This is a genomic window from Luteibacter sp. GL_149 (assembly GCF_057834065.1).
This window is the reverse complement of record NZ_CM174395.1, coordinates 463,664-489,333: the sequence shown is the minus strand read 5'-3', so window position 1 is coordinate 489,333 and position 25,670 is coordinate 463,664. Positions and strand designations below refer to the sequence as shown.

General features: G+C 65.0%; 27 protein-coding genes. 17 read left to right on the top strand and 10 right to left on the bottom strand.

Going from position 1 to position 25,670, the window contains the following annotated elements:
* Window positions 1-5: 5 nt before the first annotated feature.
* Both AC3IR3_RS02225 and bioD read right to left on the bottom strand, forming a co-directional pair.
* Window positions 6-350 (bottom strand): hypothetical protein, encoded by a 345-nt coding sequence (locus AC3IR3_RS02225; protein ID WP_489195417.1) that lies wholly within the window; start codon window positions 348-350, stop codon window positions 6-8.
* Between the two features lie 44 nt (window positions 351-394).
* Window positions 395-1,063, bottom strand: coding sequence for a dethiobiotin synthase (gene bioD / locus AC3IR3_RS02220; RefSeq protein ID WP_489195416.1), 669 nt, complete (start codon window positions 1,061-1,063; stop codon window positions 395-397).
* 75 nt (window positions 1,064-1,138) lie between these two features.
* On the opposite strand from bioD, the gene AC3IR3_RS02215 reads away from it, so the two are divergent.
* Window positions 1,139-1,627: a GAF domain-containing protein gene (locus tag AC3IR3_RS02215; RefSeq protein WP_489195415.1), complete on the top strand. Its 489-nt coding sequence runs from the start codon at window positions 1,139-1,141 to the stop codon at window positions 1,625-1,627.
* Between the two features lie 53 nt (window positions 1,628-1,680).
* Here AC3IR3_RS02215 and yihA read toward each other — a convergent pair whose 3' ends face one another.
* Window positions 1,681-2,334, bottom strand: a complete 654-nt coding sequence (yihA, locus tag AC3IR3_RS02210; protein ID WP_489195414.1) for a ribosome biogenesis GTP-binding protein YihA/YsxC — start codon at window positions 2,332-2,334, stop codon at window positions 1,681-1,683.
* Between the two features lie 176 nt (window positions 2,335-2,510).
* Here yihA and AC3IR3_RS02205 point away from each other — a divergent pair, with 176 nt between their 5' ends.
* The 5 genes from AC3IR3_RS02205 to AC3IR3_RS02185 all read left to right on the top strand — a co-directional run bounded on the left by AC3IR3_RS02205 (window position 2,511) and on the right by AC3IR3_RS02185 (window position 6,229).
* Window positions 2,511-3,263: a c-type cytochrome gene (locus tag AC3IR3_RS02205; RefSeq protein WP_489195413.1), complete on the top strand. Its 753-nt coding sequence runs from the start codon at window positions 2,511-2,513 to the stop codon at window positions 3,261-3,263.
* Between the two features lie 52 nt (window positions 3,264-3,315).
* Window positions 3,316-4,182 carry a thiol:disulfide interchange protein DsbA/DsbL gene (locus AC3IR3_RS02200; protein WP_489195412.1) on the top strand — a complete coding sequence of 289 codons (867 nt, stop codon included), beginning with the start codon at window positions 3,316-3,318 and terminating at the stop codon, window positions 4,180-4,182.
* 61 nt (window positions 4,183-4,243) lie between these two features.
* Complete coding sequence (locus AC3IR3_RS02195; protein WP_489195411.1) at window positions 4,244-4,888, top strand: thiol:disulfide interchange protein DsbA/DsbL; 645 nt, start codon at window positions 4,244-4,246, stop codon at window positions 4,886-4,888.
* Between the two features lie 127 nt (window positions 4,889-5,015).
* Window positions 5,016-5,852, top strand: a complete 837-nt coding sequence (locus AC3IR3_RS02190; protein ID WP_489197001.1) for an endonuclease/exonuclease/phosphatase family protein — start codon at window positions 5,016-5,018, stop codon at window positions 5,850-5,852.
* Complete coding sequence (locus AC3IR3_RS02185; RefSeq protein WP_489195410.1) at window positions 5,849-6,229, top strand: hypothetical protein; 381 nt, start codon at window positions 5,849-5,851, stop codon at window positions 6,227-6,229. Before AC3IR3_RS02190 ends, AC3IR3_RS02185 begins: the two co-directional genes overlap by 4 nt.
* An 11-nt stretch (window positions 6,230-6,240) precedes the next feature.
* On the opposite strand, the gene AC3IR3_RS02180 is transcribed toward AC3IR3_RS02185, so the two are convergent.
* Window positions 6,241-7,887 carry a glycoside hydrolase family 17 protein gene (locus AC3IR3_RS02180; RefSeq protein ID WP_489195409.1) on the bottom strand — a complete coding sequence of 549 codons (1,647 nt, stop codon included), beginning with the start codon at window positions 7,885-7,887 and terminating at the stop codon, window positions 6,241-6,243.
* A gap of 138 nt (window positions 7,888-8,025) precedes the next feature.
* On the opposite strand from AC3IR3_RS02180, the gene AC3IR3_RS02175 reads away from it, so the two are divergent.
* The 4 genes from AC3IR3_RS02175 to AC3IR3_RS02160 are packed head-to-tail and all read left to right on the top strand — an operon-like array spanning window position 8,026 to window position 13,323.
* Window positions 8,026-10,122 (top strand): transglycosylase SLT domain-containing protein, encoded by a 2,097-nt coding sequence (locus AC3IR3_RS02175; RefSeq protein ID WP_489195408.1) that lies wholly within the window; start codon window positions 8,026-8,028, stop codon window positions 10,120-10,122.
* Window positions 10,119-11,138, top strand: coding sequence for an NAD(P)H-quinone oxidoreductase (locus AC3IR3_RS02170; protein WP_489195407.1), 1,020 nt, complete (start codon window positions 10,119-10,121; stop codon window positions 11,136-11,138). Before AC3IR3_RS02175 ends, AC3IR3_RS02170 begins: the two co-directional genes overlap by 4 nt.
* A 9-nt stretch (window positions 11,139-11,147) precedes the next feature.
* Window positions 11,148-12,086, top strand: coding sequence for a complex I NDUFA9 subunit family protein (locus AC3IR3_RS02165; RefSeq protein ID WP_489195406.1), 939 nt, complete (start codon window positions 11,148-11,150; stop codon window positions 12,084-12,086).
* Between the two features lie 10 nt (window positions 12,087-12,096).
* Window positions 12,097-13,323 carry a multifunctional CCA addition/repair protein gene (locus tag AC3IR3_RS02160; RefSeq protein WP_489195405.1) on the top strand — a complete coding sequence of 409 codons (1,227 nt, stop codon included), beginning with the start codon at window positions 12,097-12,099 and terminating at the stop codon, window positions 13,321-13,323.
* A 51-nt stretch (window positions 13,324-13,374) separates the two neighbouring features.
* Here AC3IR3_RS02160 and AC3IR3_RS02155 read toward each other — a convergent pair whose 3' ends face one another.
* Window positions 13,375-14,568 carry a class I SAM-dependent methyltransferase gene (locus AC3IR3_RS02155; RefSeq protein WP_489195404.1) on the bottom strand — a complete coding sequence of 398 codons (1,194 nt, stop codon included), beginning with the start codon at window positions 14,566-14,568 and terminating at the stop codon, window positions 13,375-13,377.
* Window positions 14,569-14,634: 66 nt separating this feature from the next.
* Window positions 14,635-16,782 (bottom strand): TonB-dependent receptor, encoded by a 2,148-nt coding sequence (locus AC3IR3_RS02150; protein ID WP_489195403.1) that lies wholly within the window; start codon window positions 16,780-16,782, stop codon window positions 14,635-14,637.
* Window positions 16,783-16,937: 155 nt separating this feature from the next.
* Here AC3IR3_RS02150 and AC3IR3_RS02145 point away from each other — a divergent pair, with 155 nt between their 5' ends.
* Both AC3IR3_RS02145 and AC3IR3_RS02140 read left to right on the top strand, forming a co-directional pair.
* Window positions 16,938-17,627: a hypothetical protein gene (locus tag AC3IR3_RS02145; protein ID WP_489195402.1), complete on the top strand. Its 690-nt coding sequence runs from the start codon at window positions 16,938-16,940 to the stop codon at window positions 17,625-17,627.
* Between the two features lie 228 nt (window positions 17,628-17,855).
* Window positions 17,856-18,593: a pteridine reductase gene (locus AC3IR3_RS02140; protein ID WP_489195401.1), complete on the top strand. Its 738-nt coding sequence runs from the start codon at window positions 17,856-17,858 to the stop codon at window positions 18,591-18,593.
* Window positions 18,594-18,937: 344 nt separating this feature from the next.
* On the opposite strand, the gene AC3IR3_RS02135 is transcribed toward AC3IR3_RS02140, so the two are convergent.
* The 4 genes from AC3IR3_RS02135 to tsaD form a co-directional block, all read right to left on the bottom strand.
* The gene (locus tag AC3IR3_RS02135; protein WP_489195400.1) at window positions 18,938-19,789 is read right to left on the bottom strand and encodes a DUF6159 family protein; all 852 of its coding nucleotides are present in this window, start codon (window positions 19,787-19,789) and stop codon (window positions 18,938-18,940) included.
* A 62-nt stretch (window positions 19,790-19,851) separates the two neighbouring features.
* Window positions 19,852-20,340, bottom strand: coding sequence for a 2-amino-4-hydroxy-6-hydroxymethyldihydropteridine diphosphokinase (gene folK, locus AC3IR3_RS02130; RefSeq protein WP_489195399.1), 489 nt, complete (start codon window positions 20,338-20,340; stop codon window positions 19,852-19,854).
* Entirely contained in the window at window positions 20,340-20,699 is a 360-nt protein-coding gene (gene folB, locus AC3IR3_RS02125) for a dihydroneopterin aldolase (RefSeq protein ID WP_132142349.1), read from the bottom strand. The genes folK and folB overlap by 1 nt, the downstream gene beginning before the upstream one ends.
* A 75-nt stretch (window positions 20,700-20,774) precedes the next feature.
* A complete protein-coding gene (gene tsaD, locus AC3IR3_RS02120; RefSeq protein ID WP_489197000.1) occupies window positions 20,775-21,797 on the bottom strand; it encodes a tRNA (adenosine(37)-N6)-threonylcarbamoyltransferase complex transferase subunit TsaD in 1,023 nt (340 codons plus the stop codon).
* Window positions 21,798-21,882: 85 nt separating this feature from the next.
* Between tsaD and rpsU the strand changes: the two genes are divergently transcribed.
* From rpsU to AC3IR3_RS02095, 5 genes are all read left to right on the top strand, one after another.
* Window positions 21,883-22,098 (top strand): 30S ribosomal protein S21, encoded by a 216-nt coding sequence (rpsU, locus tag AC3IR3_RS02115; RefSeq protein ID WP_029213735.1) that lies wholly within the window; start codon window positions 21,883-21,885, stop codon window positions 22,096-22,098.
* Window positions 22,099-22,225: 127 nt separating this feature from the next.
* Window positions 22,226-22,669: a GatB/YqeY domain-containing protein gene (locus tag AC3IR3_RS02110; RefSeq protein WP_489195398.1), complete on the top strand. Its 444-nt coding sequence runs from the start codon at window positions 22,226-22,228 to the stop codon at window positions 22,667-22,669.
* Window positions 22,670-22,881: 212 nt separating this feature from the next.
* The gene (locus tag AC3IR3_RS02105) at window positions 22,882-23,055 is read left to right on the top strand and encodes a DUF1328 domain-containing protein (protein WP_489195397.1); all 174 of its coding nucleotides are present in this window, start codon (window positions 22,882-22,884) and stop codon (window positions 23,053-23,055) included.
* A gap of 55 nt (window positions 23,056-23,110) precedes the next feature.
* Window positions 23,111-24,841 carry a DNA primase gene (gene dnaG / locus AC3IR3_RS02100; RefSeq protein WP_489195396.1) on the top strand — a complete coding sequence of 577 codons (1,731 nt, stop codon included), beginning with the start codon at window positions 23,111-23,113 and terminating at the stop codon, window positions 24,839-24,841.
* A gap of 91 nt (window positions 24,842-24,932) precedes the next feature.
* On the top strand, window positions 24,933-25,544 hold the full coding sequence (locus AC3IR3_RS02095; protein ID WP_489195395.1) for a DedA family protein: 612 nt from the start codon (window positions 24,933-24,935) through the stop codon (window positions 25,542-25,544).
* Window positions 25,545-25,670 lie beyond the last annotated feature (126 nt).

Genomic DNA, 25,670 nt, shown 5'->3' with positions numbered 1-25,670 from the left:
GCGCGTCAGCGCATGTCGCGCAGTTGCCAGTTGGGTCCGATAAGCCAGTTAAGGCGCTGCTTGACAATGCTCATCGGCAGCGTCGTCACCAGTTCGATATCGGCGCGGTCGCTGGCCTGCTTGCCCGTCGCGCTGACGTCGGGATCGGTCGCGCCCAGCGAGGGGGCGACGTCGTCGGGATCCGGCTGCATGGCTTTCCAACGCTGGAACAGCGTATCGCTGCGCAAGGCGTCGGCGAGGTCGGAAGCGAGCTTTTCGGGGCCGATACCCTCGAAAGCCAGCGACGGTTCGGAGCCGCGCGCGTTCGCAAGGTCGGCAACGGAGAGGTAGTAGCGGTGAGTGATTGGCATAAGGGTCGTAGATAAGATGCGGAGCGTGGCGACGGTGTGAATCGTCAGGCGAGAACGGCGATATCCAGCAGCGCGGCGGCATCCCGGGGCGACACGCCATAAGGAATGACGCCCAGGCACGGCGCCGGCAGCAGGTCCACGAGGGTTTGCAGGTTATCGTCCCGCAGGGCCATGTCCGGATCGATGGTATTGGCGATCCAGCCGGCGAGTTCGCAACCGTCGGCCTGGATGGCGCGGGCGGTGAGACGCGCGTGGCTGATGCAGCCCAGGCGCAGCCCGACGACGAGAACCACCGGCAGGCGCCACTCGCGCGCTATATCGCTGGCGCACAGCGTGGGCGACAGCGGAACCATCCACCCGCCCACACCTTCCACGACGACCCATTCATGGTCGACGCCCAGTGCGTCGAAAGCGGCGCGAAGCGGCGGCAGTTCGATGGAAATCCCGGCATGCGCCGCAGCGAGATGAGGCGCCACGGCCTCTTCCAGGGCGATCGGATTCACCCGCTCGTACGGCGGCACCGGCGAGCTGGCCGCCAGAAGCGCCAGCGCATCGTCATTGCGCAGACCATCGATGGTCCGCTCGCAGCCGCTGGCGACGGGCTTCATGCCGGCCACGGAATGGCCTCGCGCCAGCAGCGCATGGACCAGCGCGCAGGCCGCATGGGTCTTGCCGATACCGGTGTCGGTGCCAGCGATAAAAAGGCTTTGCATTGCAGGGATTCCGATCTTGCACAATGGCCGGGAAACCTCCATAGAGGAGGCCTTACCCGCTGGCGGCAGTGTCCCATGTTCGAGACCTCATCGATTCCCACCGACGACAAATCCACGCTTTATAAAGAGCTGGCCCAGCAGGCCTCGGGCATTCTCGCGGGCGAAAGCAACCTGATCGCCAATGCGGCGAACTTCGCCGCATTGGTCTTCAATACGTTGCCGGATATCAACTGGTCGGGCTTTTATCTGTTCGACGGCACCGAACTGGTCGTCGGTCCGTTCCAGGGCAAGCCGGCCTGCGTGCGCATCGCGCTGGGGCGCGGTGTCTGCGGCACGGCCGCCACTACGCGGGAAACCCAACTGGTCCGCGACGTGCACGCCTTCGAAGGCCACATCGCATGCGACGCCGCATCGCAGTCGGAAATCGTCGTGCCGCTGGTCAAGGCCGACGGCACCCTGCTGGGTGTATGGGACGTGGACAGCCCGTCGGTGGCGCGCTTCGACGAGGAAGACCGCAAGGGCATGGAAGCGCTTTGCCAGGTGTTCATGGCCAGCGTGGCCTGACAGGCGTTTTGTGCGGGAGCGCCCTCGAGCGCGCTCCCGCAGCGGCAACACGGCTACAGCTCGTGCGGGCGCGGCGTATGCAGCAGCTCGATGATCCGTGCCCTCGCCTCTTCCACGCCGGTCTTCGCCGATGACGAGAAGACCTGCGCCGTACCGGTGACGCCGTCCTTGCGCATCTCTTTGCGCAACGCTTCCAGCGCGGCGGATGCCGGACCGCGGGAGATTTTGTCCGCCTTGGTCAGCAACACGTGGCAAGGTAGTTCGGTGGCGGCGCAGAAACCCAGCATCATCCGGTCGAATTCCTTCAGCGGATGGCGGATATCGACGATCAGCACCACGCCGCGCAGGCTGCGCCGCATTTTCAGATAGGCGTCGATCTCGCTGCGCCAGTGCAGGCGGATGGCCTCGGGCACCTTCGCGTAACCGTAACCCGGCAGGTCGACGAGACGGGCCGTCAGCGGCTCGGTGCCCTCGGCGCCCTTCAGCGGGGGCAGGTCGAACACCACCATCTGCTGCGTGCGCCCCGGCGTCTTCGACGTCCGCGCCAGTCCGTTGTGTCCGGTCAACGCGTTGAGCGCACTGGACTTTCCGGCATTGGAGCGACCGGCGAACGCGACTTCGGCACCCGAGTCGTAAGGCAGCTGGGTGATCTCGTGGGCGGCAAGCACGAAGGTCGCGCCATTGAGTACGTTGTGTTTGGTGGACATAGGCGAGGCACGCGCGCCGACACGGGGAAGTCATCGGCAGGAAAGGATGGGCGGGCAGTGTATGCGATGCGGCACATCGATGCGTTTGACCGCCGCCCGTTGGCACAGGGATAATTCTTCGGTTACGTCGCCTGAGCACACATGCTCGGCCCAGAAGCATCCCTTGGAGAGAGTGTATGAAGTTTCGGCACGCCGCCGCTGCCATTACCGCAGTACTTGTCATGAGTGCCGCTGCGGCCCAGACCGCCGCGCCGAACGCGAACGCTCCGGCCAAGGCGGGCTCCGCCCCCACGACCGCGACGTCCGCCGCCGCTGCCCCGGCAACCGAAGCGCCGGCCGCCGCCAGCGCGGAAGCCACGGCAGCCGTCAAACCGGGCGACGCCACCGCCGGTGCCGGCAAGGCCGCCGCCTGCGGCGCCTGCCACGGCATGGACGGCAACTCCTCCGATGCACAGTACCCGCGCCTGGCCGGTCAGAACGAGGCTTACATCGTTCGCCAGCTGACCGACTTCAAGTCCGGCGCCCGCGCCAACCCGATCATGATGGGTATGGTCGCCGCGCTCAGCCCGCAGGACATGCACGACATCGGCGCCTACTTCGCCTCGAAGCAGTCGCTGCCGGGCGTGGCCGACCAAGCCTTGGTCGCGCAGGGCCAGACGCTCTATCGCCAGGGTGACTCCACCCGCGGCATCCCGGCCTGCATGGCCTGCCACGGCCCGGACGGCCGCGGCAACCCGGGCGCCATGTACCCGCAGCTCACCAGCCAGCACGCCAATTACATCCAGGCGACGCTGAAGGCCTGGCACGACGGAACGACCTGGGGCACCGACGCGCATGCCAAGATCATGCCGGCGATCGCCCAGAAGCTCGACGACAAGGACATCGCGGCGCTGGCCAGCTACATTGAAGGCCTGCACACCGCCGAGTGAAACCGAACGGGCCCCAGCGGCCCGTTCCTGTTTAAGGACTACAGGAATCCCCATGCTCAAGCGTCTGCCGCTCCTCTGCGTCGCCCTGCTCGCCCTCGCGGCCTGCTCCGGTAACGACAACGCACCCGCGCCCGCTCCGGCTCCCGCCGCGGCGACCACGGCTCCGGCTGCTCTCGCGTCTTCGCCGGCACCCGCCACACCGTCCACCACCGCGACGGCACCCGCAGCCGCCGCCAGCAGCGCACCGGCCCTGGCCGAGGCGCCCGCCGCGCCGAAGGTCGCCGCCGCACCGTTCGTCGACACCGGCAAGTGGGAAGAAGGCAAGCACTACTCGCGCATCGAGCCGTCGCAGCCGACCAGCACGCCCGGCAAGATCGAAGTGACCGAGGTCTTCTCCTACGGTTGCCCGGCCTGCTTCCAGTTCCACGGCATCGTGGACGAGATGGCGAAGCACCTGCCCGAAGGCGTGGTGATGACCTACACGCCGGCTTCGTTCCGCCCCGACGAAAACTGGCCGCTGCTCCAGCGCGCCTACGTCACGGCGCAGACCTTCGGCGTCGCCGACAAGGCGCACGACGCGATGTTCGACGCGGTCTTCAAGAGCGGCGAACTGGGCATGTTCGACATGAAGACGAACAAGCCGAAGCCGCAGTCGGCATGGCCGACCATCGAGGACGTCGCGAAGTTCTACGCGAAATTCGGCGTGAACGAACAGGAATTCGTCGCCACGGCGAACTCGTTCACCATCAACACCAGGATGAAGCGTGCGGATGAACTGATCCGCGCCTACGGGGTCGAAAGCACGCCGACGATCGTCGTGAACGGCAAATACCGGCTCACCGCGATCACCGCCGGCGGATATCCGCAGGCGGTCGAGCTCACGCAGTGGCTCGTCAGCAAGGAAGCCGCGGGCAAGTAACCCGCTTCATCACGCCATTGACCGGACGAAGTCCCGAGGGCTTCGTCCACTGGAGATATCCATGTTCAAGCGCATAGCCCTTCTCGCCTGCGGCCTCGTGCTAGCCACCGCCTGCACCGCGGGCCCCGCCGATAACGCCGCCACCACGTCGTTTACCGACGGCACCGAATACGTCTCGATTCCCAACCCGCAGCGCGCGGGCAAGGACGGCAAGGTCGAGGTGGTCGAAGTGTTCTCGTACGGTTGCATTCACTGCGCCCATTACGAGGAATACGCCGAGAAGCTGCAGAAGGAACTGCCGAAGAACGTCGTCTTCCGCTCCATGCCGGCGGCGTTCAATGACGCATGGCTGCCGTATGCCCGCGCGTTCTACGCCGCGAAGAAGCTCAGCGCGCTCGACGCGACGCATGCCGCGCTCTTCAAGGCCATCCATATCGACCATTACCCGATCCGCACGATCGACGAACTGGCCGACTGGTATGCAAGCAAGGGCGTCGATCGCGCCGCTTTCCTGCGCGAAGCGAACAGCGAAGCCACCACGAAGCAGATCCAGACCGATACGAAGCTGATCCAGCAGTGGCAGGTCGACGGCACCCCGAGCATCGTGGTCGACGGCAAGTACCGCAGCAACAATTTCGGCGACTTCGACAAGCTCAACGCCCTCACCCAGTTCCTGGTGAAAAAGGAACTGGCCGGCGTCAAGTGAGACCTGCCCACCCGGCGCGCCCGAACAGGCCGCGCCGGGTGGACGCAACAGTTGCTGGATGCCCGTTGTTCACATCGCGCCGGGCATGCTCGATCCCCAACGGCCTGCCAGCATCATCAGCAACGACATGAATCGCCCTGTGCCGCCCCGCCCCCCGACGCCGCCGCTTCCCGCGGCCGAACGCACGTTGCGGCTGTTGAGTTGCAACATCCTCGCGGGCGCCAGCGTCCAGCGTTACAGCGACTACGTCACCCGCAGCGTCAATGCGGTGCTTCCCGGCCGCAACAAACTCGACAACCTCGATTCGCTGGCCGGCCTCCTGCAGGACTTCGACGTCGTCGGCCTCCAGGAAGCCGATGCGGGCAGTCTGCGTTCCGGTTTTCTCAACCAGACGCGCTACCTGGCCGAAGCGGCCGGCATGCCTTTCTGGAGCCACCAGCCCAACCGGCCGATGGCGCGGGTCGCCCATTCGGCCAACGGACTGATCAGCCGGATCGAGCCCACCGAAGTCATCGACTATCCGCTGCCCGGCCGCATCCGCGGACGCGGCGCACTGTTCGTTCGTTTTGGCGATGGCCCGGACGCATTGGTCGTGGTCATCGCCCATCTGTCGCTGGGTGCGCAGGCACGCGTGGGCCAGTTGGCCTTCATCGCGGAACTGCTTGCCAACCATCCGCACGCGGTGCTGATGGGCGATCTCAATACCGTGGTCGAAAGCCCCGAAATGCAGCGGCTGTTCGCGAAGACGTCGCTGCAGATGCCGACCAGCCATACGCCGACCTTCCCCAGCTGGAAGCCACGCCGCGCGCTGGACCATATCCTGACCTCGGCCGACATCAAGCTCGACCGGACATGGACATTGCCCCAGGCGTTCTCGGATCATCTGCCGATCGCCGCCGAAATCCGGTTACCCCCGGCGCTGGCCAAGGCCACCGCGAACCCCCAAGGACCCGTCCGCAAATGAACTCCCGCATGCGCATCGCCGCACCCTGGATCGCCATTGCCTTCATCGCGATCGTCGCTGCGCTGCTGCGTTATATGGTGGTCGAACCGCAATACATGCAGCACGCATGCGAGGAAGGCGTCGCGCCGTGGTGGTGCTCCGCGCGTCTTGCCGTGGTGCAGGGGTTCCTGACCTATGGTTACGGCTACGCCGCTGTAGCCGCCGCCGTGCTGGCGCTGGTGTGGCGCCATCCGTTCTCCGCCGCGCTCGCTACGGCACTGGGCCTTGTCGCGTTGCAGTTGTACTGCTTCGAAGCCGGCGCCCTCGCACTGCTGATCGGCGCGCTGCGCCTTATCCGTATTCAGTACGACGAGCGCACCGCCGAAGCGGCGCGGTAACAACGGGGCGACTACGACTGCGCGTTGCGTGCTTTCTGCCACGCAAGCAGCACCGGTATCGCAATCGCCAGATTCAGACCGCACCAGAGCCACGAAACCGCATTGGCGGCGAGCTCCTGCCCAACGACAGTGATGCCCAGCAGCACGAGAAGAATGGCCAGCATCCGCTCTTCGATCAGCGGCAGCAGACGATCAGCGTGTGTACGCAATATCCCCAGCAGACCGAAGCCGATGCAGGGCAGTGCGAACAGGCCGACCGGGAAGTCGCGGTAGCGGCCGTTGAATACCAACAGCAGTCCATACAGCGCCAGTACGAACATCCAGAAGAAGCGCTGCATGGTGAATGCGTCGGTCCAGTCCCTGCCTATGCGGCGACGTTTGACGACGGTCGGAGCAACAGTCGTCACGGCGGCGGGAACACCGCCTGCAAGGCGTGCAGCCAGCGCGCGCGCAAGGCTTAGCGCGGTCAGCAGCGCGAGTACACCGGCAGCGATGCCGATGGTCCATTCCGTCGTGTTGCGGCAGGCGAACAACAGAAGACGCGCATGCGCCGCCAACGCCGTGCCCGTCGCGAAACCGGTCAACGCCAACGCCAGCCAGCCCGCACCGCCGTGCCAGCGACGACGCCACAGCCCGGCCAAGAGGAACACGATCGCACCGATGCCGCCAGCCGCGAGCGCCCAGGTCCAGCGAGCCTCTTCCACCACCGGCCCCTGCATCGGGAATTTCGGTTTTGCATCGACATCGAAGATGCCCCAGTAGCCACCGACCGTACCTTCCAGATCGCGCTTCCAGGGCTGGTCGAATGCTTCGATCACGTTGTAAGGCATGTTGACCGTGGAGGCATACACGAGGAATTCGCGCAGGTAGCGCGCTTCGTTGACCACGCTGGCGCTGGCGTCGCGCCGCGTGCGGCCCTGACTCGGCCAGCCGGTTTCGCCGATCATGATGTCCTTGCCGGCGAACTCCGATTTCATGCGCGTATAGACGTCCGCGACGTGCTGTACCGCGCGTTCCGGTGCAACGGGTTCGTCTTCCCAGTACGGCAGGATATGGATCGTGAGGTAGGTCACCCCCTTCGCCAGTTCGGGATGGCGCAACCAGAACTCCCACACATCGGCATAAGTTACCGGTACGTCGGTCTGCGAACGCACGCGTTCGATATACGCGGACAGTTGTTTCGGCGTCAGTTCGCCGCGCAACAACACTTCGTTGCCCACGACGATGCCACGCAGGTGCGCACGGTCGCGCTTCGCGGCGGCGATACCCAGCGCCATTTCGCGCTCGTTGGCGACGGTGTCGCGGCTGAGCCAGATGCCCATGATCACTTTCATGCCGTAGCGGCCGGCGATATCCGGCACGGCGCCCAGACCCTGCCCCATCGAATACGTACGCACGCAGTCGAACCGGGTCGACAGCGCACGCAGGTCGGCGTCGATGCGTTCCGGCGAAATGACCGCGTTGATATCGAACGGCGTCTCGCCCTTCAATCTGAACGGGGCGTACGACACGCAGGCGATGCGGGCGGAAGGCGCATCGGGGAGATTCACCGGGCGGCCCAGCGTCCACCAGTACACGGCGCCGGCCAGCGCGCAGAGTATGAGCACGATCCATGCGAGCGGACGCGCGAAACGCGCGGAGGGGGTGTGAGGCGACATGCCGTTCCTGGTATCGGTGAGCCCCGCAAGCTTAACGGGCCGGGCCCGTACGGCGAAGCCCCGCGCCGTTCATCCAGCCTGCAAGGACCCATGAACTACAATCGGGGTGGATTTCGTACGTCATCTAAGGAAAGGCTTATGCCCGCTACCCCGGCATCGCGATACGCCATCTCCCGTATGCGCCAGTTCGGTCGCCATACGCTTCTGCTACTCGGCGCGTCCCTCATCATCGGCCAGGCACACGGCACGGGCACCGAAGCCCAGCGCACGCGCTTCCGTCAGGCCTATGTCAGTGCCCAGCAAGGCGGCGACGCATGGCGGATCCAGGCCCAGGGCCTGGAGACCTATGCACTGTTTCCCTATCTGGAAGCCGCGTCGCTGGAGCACGACCTGCGTCAGCTGGACCGCGCCCGCGTCGATGCCTATCTGGCCCGCTATCCGAACCTGATTCCTGCGAACGACCTGCGCCGCGATTTCCTTGGCGAGCTTGCCAGGCGCAAGGACTGGACGACGTTCTCGGCCATGTATCAGCCGGGCCAGGGCGACGGGCTTACCTGCTATGCGCTGCAGGCGAGCCTTTCGCGCGGCCAGCCGCTCGACTTCAACCGCGATCTGGCCGACCTGTGGAAGAAGCCCAGCCTGCCCAATGCCTGCGATCCGGTTATCGTGGCCGCACACGACCAGGGCCTGCTGACCACCGAGCGCCTGTGGTCGCGCATCCAGACGGCGGCCGACGCCGGCAAGGGCGGCACCGTCGCCTCGCTGGCGCCGTGGCTGCCTCCGCAGGATGCCCTCGCCGCCCAGCACATCGCGCAGGCGATGAACGATCCCTCGCGCGCTGTCGCCGACGCCAAATCCTGGCCCGACACGCCGCGCAACCGGCAGGCGGTGGTGCTCGGCGTCCAGCGTCTGGCGCGACGCCAGTCGACGGCCGCGGATGTGGCGTGGACGAATCTTTCGCCCCGTTTCACGCTCGACGAACAGCAGCGCGGCGCGGTGCTGAACTCGCTCGCCCTGTTCCATGCGACGGACTTCGACGAAGGTGCCCTCGACCGCCTCGAAGCCCTGCCGCCCGGCGCGCAGACCGATGCCACGCGCGAATGGCGCGTCCGCGTCGCCCTCGCACGGCAGAACTGGACCGCGGCACTCACGGCGCTGGACGCCCTCGACGAATCGCAAAAACAGGACGGCGAATGGCGCTACTTCCGCGCCATGGTGCTCGGCAAGCTGGGACGCGCGGGCGAATCGCGTACCGGCTACCAGTCGGTAGCGCAGGAAGCGACCTTCTTCGGCTTCCTTGCGGCGGATCGTCTGGATACCTCGTACGCCATCTGCCCGTCGACCATGGCCTCCGACGCCGCGCGCGAACGGGCGTTGCTCGCCGACCCGGGCCTGGATCGCGCCTTCGAGCTCTACGCTGTCGGCCTGCAAAAGCAGGCCCGTCGCGAATGGACGCAGGCACTGGCGAACGCCACGCCCGAAACGCAGCGTCTGGCGGCGGATCTCGCCTATCGCCAGGGCTGGTACGACCGGGCGGTATTCGGACTCAGTTCGGGCGACGCCCTGCGCCTGTACGAACAGCGCTTTCCGCTGGCCCGGCAGGATGGCGTCGTCGAACAGGCTAGCCAGGCGGGGATCGAGGCATCCTGGGCCTACGCCATCATCCGTGCCGAAAGCGCATGGATGACCGATGCGCGTTCCGGCGCGGATGCGCGCGGTCTCATGCAGTTGTTGCCCGACACGGCGTCCAATGTCGCCCGACGCAACGGCTTGCCGTGGAACGGCGGCGAAAGCCTTTACGACCCGCCGACCAATATCGTGCTGGGCACGCGCTACCTCGCGCAAATGGCGGCGCGTTACAACGGTGCGCCGTGGTTGGCCAGCGCGGCTTACAACGCCGGTCCGGGCAGGGTGGACCAGTGGCTTGCCGCGCGGGGCAGCCTGGACCCCGACCTTTTCATCGTCAGCATTCCCTATAAGGAAACCCGCGAATACGTCGCCCGCGTCATGGCCTTCGCCGTGATTTACGACTGGCGTCTCAACGGCAATGCCGTGCCGATCGGATCGCGCCTGACCCGCATCGGACAGACCTATGCGTTGCCGACCAGCGCTACGGTGCGCAAACCCGTGGCATGCCCGGCGCCGGCCGTCGTCAAAGCCGTTCCGGCCACGCCGGCCACGGCCCTTCAACCGTTGCCGGCCGCTGCGTCGTCGACCGAAGAACCGCAACAATGAGCCTGTTGCCTGCCCAGATGCGCGCTATCGAGATATCCCGGCCGGGCCCTCCCGACGTGCTGAAGATCGCCGACCGCCCGGTGCCTTCGCTGCGCCCGGGCGATGTCCTGATCCGCGTGGCCGCTGCCGGCATCAATCGCGCCGACACGGGCCAGCGTGCGGGAACCTATCCGCCGCCACCCGGCGCTTCGGACCTGCCGGGCCTGGAAGTGTCCGGCCGCATCGCCGCCGTGGGCGCGGACGTCGACGACTGGCGGGTGGGCGACGCTGTCTGCGCGCTGGTCGACGGCGGCGGCTATGCCGAATACGTGGCGGCACCGGCGGGGCAGTGCCTGCCCGTACCGAAGGGTCTGGACTGGGTGCAGGCCGCGGCGTTGCCGGAAACCTGCTTCACGGTATGGACGAACGTATTCGACCGCGCGCGACTGGTTACCGGCGAGACCTTCCTGGTCCACGGCGGCAGCAGCGGCATCGGCACCACCGCCATTCCACTCGCCAAAGCCTTCGGTGCGCGGGTATTCGCCACGGTGGGTTCGCGCGAGAAGGCCGAGGCGTGCCTTGCACTGGGCGCCGAGCGAGCGATCAATTACCGCGAGGAAGATTTCGTCGCCGTGGTGAAACAGCTCACGGATGGCGCGGGTGTGGACGTCATCCTCGACATGGTCGGCGGCGACTACGCACCCCGCAACCTCGACGCGCTGGCGCTCGATGGCCGTCTGGTCATGATCGCCCTGCCGCATGGACGGATGGCGGAACTCGACCTGGGCAAGATCATCTTCCGCCGGCTGACCGTTACGGGCTCCGGCTTGCGCGCCCTGCCCGCCGCGCGCAAGGTGGTCATTGGCCGGGAGTTGCGCGAGAAAGTGTGGCCATTGATCGAAGCCGGCACCTTCCGCCCTCTCGTGCATGCCCACTTCGGTTTCGCGGATGCCGCCAAAGCGCATACCCTGATGGAAGATGGCTCGCATATCGGCAAGATCGTGCTCGAAGTGGATCGTTCCCTCGCATCGCCTTAAGGGCTACACATGAAACCGCAGCGCATCGTCATACTCGGCGGCACGGGCTTCGTCGGCGGCATCCTGGTGCCCCGCCTCGCCGCCGACGGTCATAGCATCGTGCTGCTTTCGCGCAACCGGCAGAAGAGACGGCCCAGCGCCGTGGCGCCGGGTGTCATGCTGCGTTCGGCGGACATCTACGACTCCGCCGCACTGCGACCGTATTTCTCGGAAGCCGACACGGTGATGAACCTCGTCGGCATCCTCAACGAACGCCGACGCGACACCTTCCAGCGCGCGCATATCGACCTGACGAAGACGATCATCGATACGTGTCGCGATACCGGCGTACGCCGGCTCCACCAGATGAGTTCGCTGAAGGCGGGTCAGGGCCTGTCCCGTTACCTCAAGACACGCGGCGAAGCCGAAGCGCTGGTGAAGCATTCCGGCCTCGACTGGACGCTCTACGAACCCAGCACTATTTTCGGACCCGGGGACGGACTGGTCACACGCTTCGCCTCCCTGCTGCATCTGATGCCGGTACTTCCACTCGCGCGGCCGAAGGCGAAGATGGCGCCGGTCTACGTGGGCGATGTCGCCGAGGCGATCGCGCGCTGCGTCGGCGACACGGCGCTGTCGCTCAACCGCACGTTCGAACTCTACGGACGGGAGACCCTCTCGTTGATCGACATCGTGCGCCGCATCCGCGACGAGACCCACCCGCGCCGCGGCGTCATACCGCTGCCGGACAGCCTCGGACTTCTCCAGGCGGAAATCGCGCAATGGATGCCCGGCAAACCGTTCTCGCCCGACAACTTCCGTTCGCTGCGCACCGATTCGGTCGGCAAAACCGATGGCCTGGCCATGCTGGGCATCCAGCCGCAATCGTTTACCGCATGGCTACCGCGCCTGCTCGGCAAGGCGGTGCGCCAGCGACGCCTGGACGACGCGCGCGGCATGCGCCGCTAATATCTCTGGCATGAAGACTTATCTGGTAGGCGGCGCCGTCCGCGACAAGCTGCTCGGACGTCCCGTGGTCGACCGCGATTTCGTGGTGGTCGGCGCTTCGCCCGAGGAGATGATCGCGGCCGGATACAAAGCCGTCGGCAAGGATTTCCCGGTTTTCCTCGAAGCGAAAACCGGCGAGGAATACGCGCTCGCTCGCACCGAACGCAAGACGGGTCGCGGCTACCACGGTTTCGCATTCCAGGCCGACGCATCGGTCACCCTGGAGCAGGACCTGGAACGGCGCGACCTCACGATCAATGCCATCGCCGAAGCGGACGACGGCACGCTGGTCGATCCCTACGGCGGCGTGCGCGATATCGAGGCGCGCGTGCTGCGCCATGTGTCCGATGCTTTCGTCGAGGATCCCGTGCGCCTGCTGCGCGTGGCGCGATTCGCCGCGCGATACGCGCCCCTTGGATTCGCCGTTGCGCCCGAAACCATGACGTTGATGCGGCGGATGGTCGCCGACGGCGAGATCGACCATCTCGTTCCCGAACGGGTATGGGCCGAAACGCGCAAAGCGCTGGCGGAGCCGAAACCTTCGGCCTTTCTCCAGGTGCTGCGCGAAAGCCGCGCGTTACGCGTGCTGTTCCCCGAAGTCGATGCGCTTTACGGCGTGCCGCAGCGTGCCGAATATCACCCCGAAATCGACTGCGGCATCCATATAGAACTGGTGCTGGACATGGCCGCGCGCATCGCGCCCGGCGATGCGCTGGTCGGGTACTGCGCGCTCACGCACGATCTGGGCAAGGCACTGACGCCCGACGACGTATTGCCGCGGCACATCATGCACGAGCAGCGCGGCATCGAGCCGGTGCGCCAGATGTCGTCGCGACTGAAAGTGCCGACCGAATTCGCCGTACTCGCCGAAGCGGTATGCCGTTACCATCTCAACGCGCACATGGCCTTCGAACTGAAACCGGCGACGATCCTGAAGATGCTCGACAGTCTGGGCGCGCTGCGCCGGCCCGAGCGCCTGGAGGTTTTCCTCCGTGCCTGCGAGGCGGACAAGCGCGGCCGTCTGGGCAGCGCGGATGCGGGCTATCCGCAGGCGGCGTTCCTGCGTGCCGCGCGCGAAGCGGCGGCAGGCGTTACGTCGCAACCGTTCGTCGACCAGGGCCTGACCGGCCCGGCCATCGGCGAGGCGATGGATCGCGCACGGGTGAAGGCGATTGCGGCTGTGCCGAAGCCCGACTGAAACCTGCGAGTTTGTAGGAGCCCGCTTGCGGGCTCCTACAACAGCGCGGCGTTACAACCGCGAGCCCTGATCCGCCAGCATCAGTTCCGCCGGCAGCGCGACGGCATCGATGCCGCGCGCGAACAGCATCGCCTGAAAACGCTCGCCCATTTCTTCGGGCATCGTCAGCTTCTTCACCTGCTGGGCGAGACGATAACGCGTCGCCTCGTCCTCGGTAGCCATATAACCGGCTTCGAAGAACTCCTGCAAACCCGACGCGATGAGAAACTGCGCCTGCGGAACATACGCCACCACACCGAAGCCGGCGTTGTTGCCCGCCTCGGCCAGCGCGGTGAAATCCACGGACGACGTGAGGTCCTGCAAGCCCGGAGCGAAGAAAGGATCGGCATGCGTGTAGTGCCGGTAGAAAGCGCGCAGCGTGCCGTCGGTGCGCTCGGGCAGATAGAACTCCGCACGCGGATAGCCGTAGTCGATGAAGAGCATCGCGCCCGCTTCCAGCAAACCGCCCACGGCCTGCATCCAGTACGGCAACTGCGGAAGGACTTCGGTGCGATAACCTGCCTCGAATTCGCGTCCGAGGTCGCGCTCCAGATGACGCACGGCACCGCCTGTGAGCGCATCGGCGGGACGGTCGACACGCGTCAGCCCACCATCGCCATTCAGTACGACGTATTCCTCGTACACCTCGCCATCGCGCACGGTGAAGCGTGTGGTCGGGAGGGCGTCGATCACTTCGTTGGCGAAAAGAACGCCCTTCCAGCTTTCTTCCGGCGGTCGGTCGATCCACGCAACCCGCGCATACACCGCAGGGGGTAACGCCGCGGCAAGGCGTTCGCGCTGACGTTCGCGAAGATCCGCGCTGGGTTCGAGAATCATGTAGTGTCGCGGCAATACGTCGGCGGCATCCATCGCGACAAGCGCGCTTTCGGCGAAGGCGCCGCTGCCGCCGCCAAGCTCCAGGAAATCCGCTTCGTTACCCAGCAGCGCAAGAATCGGCTGCACGGAGCGCACCACGCATTGCGCGAAAAGATCGCCCAGCTCGGGCGCGGTGACGAAGTCGCCTTCGGCACCGAATTTAGCCTTGCCCGCGCTGTAGTAACCCAGTCCCGGCGTGTAGAGGCAGCGTTCCATGAATCGCGAGAACGGCATCGGCCCCTGGGAGGCGATGTCCTCGCGCAACAGCGCGAGCAGGTGATCGGAGTGGGCGCGCTCGTCGGCGGAGGGTTCGGGAAGTCGGGCGTTCATCTCAAGGTGCAGGCTGGGGGCGAAACCGCAGGATAACGGATCGCCCCCTCTTTCACCGCCGCTACGTCAGAAGTCCTTCTGCACCGAAAGGTACACGCCACGACGCGGACCATACTGCGGCGCGCCCACGCCGATACCCGATCCGTCGCGGAGCTGGTAGGTACGATCCAGCGCATTGATCAACGCCAGTTGCGTGTGCAGTGCGCCGGTTCTGTCGAAGTTGAAATCGTGCGCGACGCTGAGGTTGAGCTGGAAGTACGACGGCATGGAGGCGCCGTTAGGTACCGCACCGTCCTTGCGCAGCCCCGAACCGAAGAGGTAATCCGCGCCGATCCTCGTGGTCGAATCGATGGCGTAATTCACGCCGCCCGACGAGGTGTACTTCTGGTCGTGATCCAGATGGATGTAGTTGTTCGCGATATAGGCGAGGTCATCGGGCGCGAAGTTGTACTGGCCCGTGATGATCTTCTTACCCAGCGAGCGGTTGTATGCGAAGTTGAAGTATGCGGTCAGTGGGCCACCGTCGAAATTCAGCGTGAACTCGGTGCCCTGGATGCGGCCCTGGTCGTAGTTGAAGGTCGAGTAGACCACGGCCGCACCGAACTGCCCTTCGTCCTGGATGCGCGAAACGCGGCGATAGTAGGCGTCGAGTCCGGCCGTCCACTGGCTGCCCAGCTTCTGCGAAATGCCGATGTCGTAGTAATCGGAACGCTCGACCAGCGGCGTGTTGCTACCGTTGTCCGGCAGTGCATTGGTCGTACCCGCGAACTTCTCGATCGACGTGGACGTGATCGCTTCGCTGGCCGGCGGCGTGAAGTAACGCGAATACCCGGCGTGCACGGTGGTGCTGTCGTTCGGCTGCCAGATAGCGCCGATTCGCGGGCTCAGCTGGCTTTCCACACGGAAGGCGTTGTACTTGTCGGCGCGCACGCCGTAGTTGACCGTCCAGTGATCGCCGATGCTCCATTCGTCCTGCACATAAAGCGCGTAAGTCCGGGCGATCACGCGGCTGGCGTCCACGATATTCAACGGTACGGTGCTGGTCTGATTGCCGTTGTCGTCAGCGGGAAAGACCATCGCGTCATTCGTCGATTTCGCGTTCTCGTACGCGCCATAAAGGCCATATCGCAGCGTGTGGTTATCGCCCAGCGGCGTCGAAAAATCGGCCTGGAGCGTCGTCGCGCGATTGCTGCGACGGACGTTCGATGCCACGCCGTTGAACATCAGATCGCCGATGTCGTCGGGCGTGAACGAGAGGCCGCTGTAACGTTCGCCCGCGGAGACCTGATACGCCGTCTCGCCCATCTTGCCCTGCAAGGAGAGGATGCCGAACCGGGTCTTTTCCTGCTGGCGCTCGTTGAGGTTCGCCGAATCGAAGTTCGTGACGTCCAGATAGCCGAACTGCGGCGTCTGGCCCGGATTGTTCGGAATCTGGAAGCGGTTGTTCGTCGCGCCGAACATGAAGCTCAGGCGCGTGTCGTTGTCGATCAGGTACGAGATGTCGCCGAACGCTTTCACCTGGTTGGTGCGGTCGTGCACCGGTTTGCGGCTGGACGTCGGATTTTCGATACCGACATCGTTGACCAGATAGTTCGCCGTGGCGAACCAGCTCCACGCACCCGAGCGGCCGAAGATCGTCGCGTTCGGATTGATGGTGCCGAAACTGCCGCCGGTCACGCCAACGCTGCCACCCGTGCCTTCCTTGCCGGTGCGCGTGGTGATGTCGACGATGGCGGCGGTACGCTCGCCGTACTGGGCCGGCAGCGCGCCGGTAAGGAGCTTCATGTTGTCGATGAGGCGCGCGTCCAGCGTCTGCCCGAAGCCGCCGATGCTCTCGGGGATCAATACGCCGTTGATGCGGTACTGCAGATTCGCGTGATCGCCGCGGATATGCAGCTGCCCATACGAATCCTGCACGACACCCGGCGCCTGCAACACGATCTGGTTCAGCGGCGTCGCATCGCCCAGCGGCAGCGCCTGAATGGTCTGCCGATCAATGACGTACTGACTGCTACCCGTATCCGGCGACAGACTGTTGCGCGCTTCGTCCAGACGCGCACTGACGTCCACGGCGCCGAGCGTGGTCGCCTTCTGGGGGTTGGTCGCATCGTCGCCAGTCCCATCGGCCGCGAAAGCCGGCATGGCGGACAGGCTGGCAAGCGCTCCGGCGATAGCCAGGGCAAGGCGGGCGTCTTTGATGAAGCGGATTCTCATCGGGGCGTCTTCTTATGGGGGGACAGGGAACGATATAGCGAATGTTATAATATTACGCCAGTATCCTGATCCGAACCTTTCGCGCCGCTTTCGCTTCATTCGGGGCTCACAAGGCTGCCGACACCATGCTCCGAGGCGCAATCGCGGAGATAACGATGGGAAACGACAAGGAAACCTCCGGCTCACGGGAGATCGTCCCGGCCCGGGCCATGCATGAGGAAAGCCCCGTGGCCCGGGCGATTCTGGAGTTCGTCAGCCGGATTCCGGCCAGCGAGGTACCGGCGGCGGGCCATGCCAACGCCGAGGAGGCATGCCGGAAGATCGCCAGCTCGGCAGCACACCGCGCCGGCCTGACCGCCGGTTCGCTCGCCCTGCCACCCGGCCCCCTGGGCTGGCTGACCGTGCTGCCCGAGCTGGTGGCGATCTGGCGCATCCAGGGTCAGATGGTCAGCGATATCGCGGCGGCCTACGGCAAAACCGCGAAACTGGGCCGCGAACAGATGCTGTGGTGCCTGTTCCGCCATACCGCCGCGCAGGCATTCCGCGACGTGGCCATCCGCGTGGGCGATCGCCTGATCTTTCGCACCACGGCAACCAGTGTGCTGCAGCGCCTGGCCCAGCGGATCGGCGTCGGCGTGTCCAAACGCGCGGTCGGCAAGGGCATGTCGCGCTGGCTGCCGATCGTCGGCGCACTGGGGGTAGGTGCGTACGCGTACTACGACACCGGCCAGGTGGCCAAGACGGCGATAGATCTTTTCAGCGGGGATATCCACGTCGAAGACAGTGACGGGGAGGCGGTTGTTGCTGCTATGGAGCCGTCGCGTGAGTCTGGGAAACGGACTTAGAAATGAAGACTTCAGGGGATGGGAGTGGGAAATGGGGGCGTGCTTCCGGCGAACGCCTGAGGGAACGAGAAGCGTCAAGCAGACGTTGCTTCCGCTGGGTGACGCCAGCTCTCTCAAGCGGCCGCCGGATCTACGCCCCCACTTCCCATCTCCCATCCCCCAATAGCAAGTGACCTCGACGTGGGAATGCGGCAAGCTCGTACGCATCAATCGTCAGGAAACGCAGCAATGGAACCGAAACGCGTCGTCCTCGTCACAGGCGGAGCCCGGCGCGTAGGCGCGGCCATCGTGCGCCGCCTGCACGAAGCGGGCTGCGATATCGCGCTGCATTACCTGCGCTCGGAGGACGAAGCCGCCGCGCTCGCGTCGGAGCTTCAGGCCATACGCCCCGGCAGCGTCGTTCCCTTCCGGGCCGACCTTGCCGACACGTCGGCGACACGCCGCCTGGTGGACGAGGTCGTCGCACGCTTCGGCCGGCTGGACGGTCTGGTCAACAACGCATCGTCGTTTTATCCCACGCCGGTGGACTCGGCCACGCCAGAGCAATGGGACGATCTCTTCGCGGCCAATGCACGCGCGCCCTTCTTTCTGGCGCAGGCCGCCGCTGCCGAACTGCGTCGTTCGCGCGGAGCCATCGTCAACATCGTCGATATCTACGGCGAACGCCCGCTGGCGGAACATCCGGTCTACTGCATGGCGAAAGCCGCGCTAGGCATGCTTACGCTGTCCCTGGCGAAGGATCTGGCACCGGACATCCGCGTCAACGCGGTCGCGCCGGGCGCGATTCTCTGGCCCGAATCGGGTAAGAACCCATCGGCAGCGGAGGCCTTGATGGAGAAAACCCCGCTGGCGCGGATGGGTCGGCCCGCCGACGTAGCCGAAGCCGTGCGCTGGCTATTGCTTGATGCGAACTACACGACCGGTCAGACCGTGCGCGTCGACGGCGGCCGCGCCCTGGCGATCTGATCCATAGAATCCGAGCCATAAAAAAGGGAGCCCTGAGGCTCCCGTCAGCTTCCCTGCGGAGGAAGTGTCGCTCGTATCTCGTGCGTCCCCACTGATCCGGTGACAAACGTCGTTCCGTCGACAGAGAGATGCTAGACGTCCGCAGTCCGATGAACTTGAGATACCTCTCAGCCGCAATACCTGCGCACATCACGTGCAGGAGCGCTCTTGAGCGCGATAGCCGACGAAGCGAAGACGCCATGCGTTGCAACGCCAGCCCGCGGATCGGGGCTGGCGAATGTGAGCATCCGTTTCTACGCTCCGTTCGCTATCGCGCTCAAGAGCGCTCCTACAACAGAACGCGATTACTTCGAGCGGAACGCACCTTCCAGCAACGCCGGCTCGAAGCCCGCGCCCGCTTCGCCTTCTTCCGCGAAACGATAAAGCGCAGCGGCATAGATGCCCTGTAGCGCGGCCTGGATCAGCGACAGCGCCAGCAACGCGATGAAGGTCAGCACACCGATGATCGCGAACACGACATACGACTGCGTGGCCAGGGTAGCGAACACCAACGCCATGCCGGCGATAACGATGCCGAAGCTGATGAAACCGAACACGAGACCGAGGCCACCGTTGCCGATGAGGTTCTCGCCCCACGTCTTGCGCAGCAGTTGGACGCTGCGCTTCAGTGCGTCGACGGGACCGACGTTCTGGCTGGCGAGTACGGGAACGACGAGGAAGGTGGCAACCGTCCAGCCAAGACCGAGCAGACCGGCCACCAGGCGACCGACAAAACCCAGACGTTCCTGCAAGGCGCGCAGGAACACGCCCACGGTGGCTGCAATCAGCGCGTAGCCGAGGATCGCCGGGAACCGGGTCATAGCCGCACGGATACCGCCGCCGACCGTGGGAACGCCGCCGCGAAGACGCACGAGCGCCGCGGAGACGAGTGCGGTATTGAAGAAAAAGATGACCGTGTACTGGACGAGATAGAACGCGAACAGGCCTATGTAATGCAGGGGCGACAGGCGCTCCTGGTCCAGCTGGTGCCCTTCGTTGTGCATGAGGAACACGACAACGGGAATGAAGAAACTCGCGACAACGATCAGCGAGCACAGACCCGAAAGCAACGGAAACAGCATCAGCGTCTTGTCCTGTTTCAGGACGCGACCGCTGGCCTTCATCAATTCCCAGCTACGTGCGAACTTGCCTGCCATAAAACCTCTCCCCTTTGACTGGCCGACGTTGTAGCACCTCGCCCGGGCGTCCGCCAGCGGCGTCAGGCGGAAAGATCGTCCGGTGCCATGGGCTCGCTCGCCACGGGGAATGCCGCCCACAACTCGCCCATCGTGCGGCCGGTTACCGGATGCTTCAGATCCGGCGCGATATCGGCCATCGGGCGCAGCACGAAGGCATGCCGCAGTTCGCCGCGCGGAATGTCCAGATGCCCCTCGCCGCTGAGTACGAGGTCGTCGTACAGGACGATATCGACATCCAGCGTACGGTCGGCGTAACGCGAGCCGCCGCGCAGACGTCCGTGCCGATCCTCGAGCGCATGCAGCCATTCGTTGAGGACAACGGGCGGAAGGTCGGTATCGAGACCCACCGCAAGATTGACGAAGTCCGGTCCTTCGAAACCTACCGCGACGCTGCGATACGCGGGCGATACGTCGAGTGCGCCGAAGCGCGCACGCAGTTCGTCGAGGGCCGCGCGCAGATAACGATGGGGTTCGACATTGGAACCGAGGCTTAAATAGGCACGCCCCATCAGCGCGGACGCTCGCCGCGTTCGATGCATACGCCCACGGCCTTCGCGCCGCGGACGGCACCCGGCTTGGAAAGCTTCAGGCGAACCCAGCTCACGCCGAATTCTTCACGCACGATGGCGGCACAGCGTTCGGCCAGCGTTTCGACCAGGCCGAAACTGGATGCTTCGACATAAGACTGCAGCCGCTTGGAAATCGACTTGTAGTTGAGCGTATCGGCGATATCGTCGGTCGCGGCCGGACGCGTGTTGTCGAACGCCATTTCCAGATCGAACGAAAGCGTCTGGCGAATACGGCGTTCCCAGTCGTAGATGCCGATGACGGCATCGATACGCAGGTCTTCGATGAAGACGATATCCATGGAGCGGGCTTTCTGTGTGCGGGCCTTACAGGGTCCGCGACACGGCGGGGTTTCGCAAGAGCGGAGGCGGCGACTTCACGCCGCCGGCAACGTCTCCAGGCTCCACCGCGGATGCACCGCGATCGTCTCGTCCTGATGCTGGCCGGACGCAAGACGAATGGCGCCGGCAAGCGCGATCATCGCGCCGTTGTCCGTACAGAAGGCCAGACGGGGGAAGTACACGCGGAACCCCTCGTCGCTGGCGGCCTGCCCCAGTTGCTCCCGCAGACGCTTGTTCGCGCCCACGCCGCCGGCGATCACCAGACGCTTCGCGCCGGTCGCGGCCAGGGCGCGCCGGCACTTGATGGCCAGCGTGTCCACGATGGCTTCCTGAAATCCGCGCGCAATATCGGCGCGGGTCTGATCGCTGCGGTCGCTGGCCTGCCAGGCGAGCAATACCTGGGTCTTCAGCCCCGAAAAACTGAAATCCAGCCCGGGCCGGTCGGTCATCGGACGCGAAAAGCGGAATGCGCCCGGCGTGCCCTGCTCCGCCAGCGCCGCCAGGGCGGGGCCACCCGGATAGGGCAAACCCATCATTTTGGCCGTTTTGTCGAAGGCTTCGCCCGCCGCGTCGTCCAGCGTATCGCCCAGAATGCGGTACTGGCCAATGGCCTGCACCTCGACCAGCATCGAATGCCCGCCGGAGACCAGCAGGGCCACGAACGGCGTTTCGGGCGGATCTTCTTCGAGCAGGGGCGCCAGCAGATGTCCTTCCATATGGTGTACGCCGATGGCCGGCACACCCAGCGCCCAGGCCATGGCACGGGCGGCGGAAGCCCCCACCAGCAAGGCGCCGACGAGGCCCGGACCGGCCGTATAGGCCACGCCGCCCAGGTCGGCCGTGGTCAGTCCGGCGTCCTTCAGAGCCTGGCGCACCAGGGGCAGCAGCTTGCGGACATGGTCGCGACTGGCCAGTTCGGGCACGACGCCGCCATACTCCGCGTGCAGCGCAATCTGGCTGAAAAGCGCATGGGAAAGCAGCCCGCGACCGGGTTTTTCAGGGTCCCAGCGCAGCAGGGCGACCCCTGTTTCATCGCAGGAGGTCTCGATTCCCAGTATGGGCTTTGAAAAATTCTGTTCGGTCACGTTATAATCCACGGCTCGCCCGATCTTACGGGTCAGTTTAAACATTAGTGGAGTTTCCATGCCGAGCGTTAAAGTCCGCGAGAACGAGCCATTTGAGCTTGCCCTTCGCCGCTTCAAGCGTACGTGCGAAAAGGCTGGCGTTCTGGCCGAAACGCGCAAACGCGAATTCTATGAAAAGCCCACTCAGGAGCGTAAGCGCAAGCGCGCCGCTGCTGTGAAGCGTCACCTGCGTCGTCTGTCGCGCGACACCACGCGCCGGACCCGCATGTACTAATCCCATCTGCCCGTCAGGGCAGGTGAGATTAACGGTTGGCGCGGCAACGCCGCCACCGTACGCATGGCGAACTCCCGAGCCGGCTTTGCCCATGGCAAAGCCGGCTTTTCGTCGTTCAGGAGGAATTGTGTCACTCAAACAGCAACTTACTGAAGACATGAAAGCGGCCATGCGCAGCGGCGACAAGACGCGGCTGGGCGTCATCCGCCTGGTGCAGGCCGAAATCAAGCGCCGCGAAGTCGACGAACGCATCGAACTGGACGACGTCCAGGTTCTGACCGTGCTCGAAAAGATGCAGAAGCAGCGTCGCGACTCCATCGACCAGTTCGACAAAGCCGGTCGCACCGACCTGGCCGACATCGAACGCTTCGAGATGGGCGTCATCGACGCTTACCTGCCGGCGAAGCTGTCCGACGCCGAACTGGATGCCATCATCGATGCCGCCGTGACCGAATCGGGTGCCACCACGGCCCGCGACATGGGCAAGGTCGTGGCGCTGGTGAAGGAAAGGGCCGCCGGACGAGCGGACATGGGGGCTGTGGCGCAGAAGGTGAAGGCGCGGCTGATTTAAGAGCGGGGATGGGGGGTGGGAAGTGGGGGCGTAGACCCGGCGATCGCCCGAGGGCACGACAAGCGTCACTCAGAAGCTTCGTTCGCTGGGCGACACCAGTATCCTCCGGCGATCGCCGGGTCTACGCCCCCACTCCCCATCCCCAACCCCCTCACTTCACACGTCCGCCACACCCCCAAAAGCATCCTCCGCTGCCATACGGAGGTAGACCCATGCTCAAGTTCGCCATCATCTTCGGCCTTATTGCGCTCGTCACCGGCGCACTCGGCTTCGGCCGGATCTCCGGTGCGGCGGCGACCATCGCCAAGATCTGCTTCGCCATCTTCCTGATCCTCTTCCTGCTTGCCTTGCTCGCGATCTTCGGAGTGCTTCACCTCGCATTCTGACGACGCGGCTAGCGGTGCCCCATCCGGGGGCACCGCGTGGCATCCTAGTCGTCTTATGCGTGGTCGAATTCCTGACAGCTTCATCGACGAACTGCTTGCCCGCGTCGACATCGTCGACGTGATCGAGCGGCGCGTGCCGTTGAAAAAGGCCGGCCGGGAATGGACCGCCTGCTGTCCGTTCCATAACGAACGCTCGCCTTCGTTCTACGTCAGTCCGCAGAAGCAGTTCTTCCACTGTTTCGGCTGTGGCGCGCACGGCAGCGCGATCAAGTTCCTCATGGATTACGAGCGGCTGGAGTTCCCCGATGCCATCGAGGAACTGGCGCAGTCGGCGGGTCTCACCGTTCCCTACGAAGGCGGCCGCGACAACGCCCCGCGCGAGGACAAGACGGATCTCTACGGCCTGCTCGACGACGCCGCCAGCTTCTATCAGAAAGAGCTGGGAGGCAGTCCCGAGGCCATGGCCTATGTGGATCGTCGCGGCCTGGACGCCGAAACGATCAAGCGCTTCCGCATCGGTTGGGCACCGGCCGGCTACGACGGCGTGATGAAAGCGCTCGGTACCAGCGATAAGCGCCGCCAGTTGCTCAACGAAGCGGGCATGGTCGCCAGCAACGAGCGGGGCAATCGCTACGATCGCTTCCGCGAACGCGTGATGTTCCCGATCCTCGACCGCCGCGGCCGCGTCATCGCGTTCGGCGGACGCGTACTGACGGCCGAGCAAAGCCCGAAATACCTCAACTCGCCCGAGACCCCCCTATTCCACAAGGGCCGCGAGCTCTTCGCGCTATGGCAGGTGAAACAGGCCAACCAGAACCTGACGCGGATCATGGTCGTCGAAGGCTATATGGACGTCATCGCACTCCATCAGGCCGGCCTGCCGATCGCGGTGGCCACGCTGGGTACCGCGACCACGCCCGACCACGCCGAAGTCTTGTTCCGTGCCGCACCCGATGTCTTCTTCTGCTTCGATGGCGACCGCGCCGGCAAGGCGGCCGCGTGGCGAGCGCTGGAATCGGTACTGCCGCGCATGCGCGACGGTCGCCAGGCGTTTTTCCTGTTCCTGCCCGACGGCGAAGACCCCGACACCCTCGTACGCAAGGAAGGCAAGGACGGTTTCGAGAAGCGCATGAAGGAAGCGATGCCTCTGTCGGAATACTTCTTCGAAGAACTGGCACGCGATGTGGACATCACACGCCTCGACGGCCGCGCACGACTGGCCGAACGCGCCCGCCCGCTGATCGCGAAGTTTCCGGATGGCGCATTCCGCGACCTGATGGCGCAGGAACTGGAACGACGCACCGGCGCCCGCGCCATGCTGGAACCGGAAAAACCCTCGCGGCCGTCCTCGCGCAACGTCAACATCCAGCGCAGCCTCGTGCGCAGCGCCATCACGTTGTTGCTGGCGCAGCCGTCGATGGCCGAAGAAGTCGAAACACCTTATCCTTTTCTTCGCCTGGACAAGCCCGGCATCGACCTGCTGGCCGAACTGCTCGACATCGCGCGCGCGCGGCCAGGCATCAATCCCGCTCTGCTTATCGAGACGTTCGCGGAACGTCCCGAATATGCGTCGCTGCAGAAACTCGCGCAGGCGGACGTCATTGGCGAAGCGGAAATGCAGAAGGTCGAATTCATGGATGCGCTCCGGCAGATGCAACTACAGGCCGTGATGCAGCGCCGCGAAGCGCTGATCGCGAAGAGCCGCGAGGGTGCGCTCGACGATGCCGAGAAAGCGGAGCTGCGCATGCTGTTTGCCGCCCGCGTCGTCCAGGTCGTCGCCGAATGATGCATTCGCAAGCGCTCGTAACGCGTTCCGTGGGATCATCGCCCACCGAACCTGGCAACGGACCGGCAAGCGCCGGACACGAGCGACGTTGATGGACCTGCTTGAACGACTCGTAACCATCTTCGGCGAGAACGGCTATGCAGCCGTCTTTCTCGCGCTGATGCTATGCGGCGCCGGTGCGCCGCTACCCGAGGACATCACGCTCGTCGCGGGCGGCATCATCACGGGTCTCGGCTACGGCAGCGTGCATATCATGGTCGGGGTCGCCATGGTCGGCGTACTGCTAGGCGATTCCACCATGTTCCTCCTGGGCCGCCACTACGGCGCCCGCATCCTGCGCTGGCGCTTCGTCGCCCGATTGCTCACACCGGCGCGCTACGCGCGCGTGCAGGAAAAATTCGAACGCTACGGCAATCGCCTGATGTTCTTTGCGCGCTTCCTGCCCGGCATGCGCACCGCCGTTTATATCACCGCCGGTGCCACGCATCGCGTGACCTTCCTGCGCTTCTTCATCCTCGACGGATTCGCCGCGCTGATCAGCGTGCCGATCTGGGTCTACCTCGGCTACTTCGGCGCGAATAACCACGAGTGGCTGGTGACGTGGATCAAGCGCGGGCAGACCAGTCTCTGGATCGCGTTGGCGGTGATCGTGGTGGTCATCGGCATTATCTGGTGGCGGAAGAAGCGCAAGAGCTGCTGTTAGGTCACGCATACCCCTCATCCCGTCGTCCCGCGCGGGTGTATGGACCGGGAACCTGGCGCACAGGTGTGCGGGGCATGGGTTTTCGCGATTCGACACGGCGCCCGTCATAGCAAAGAAGCTGGTGCA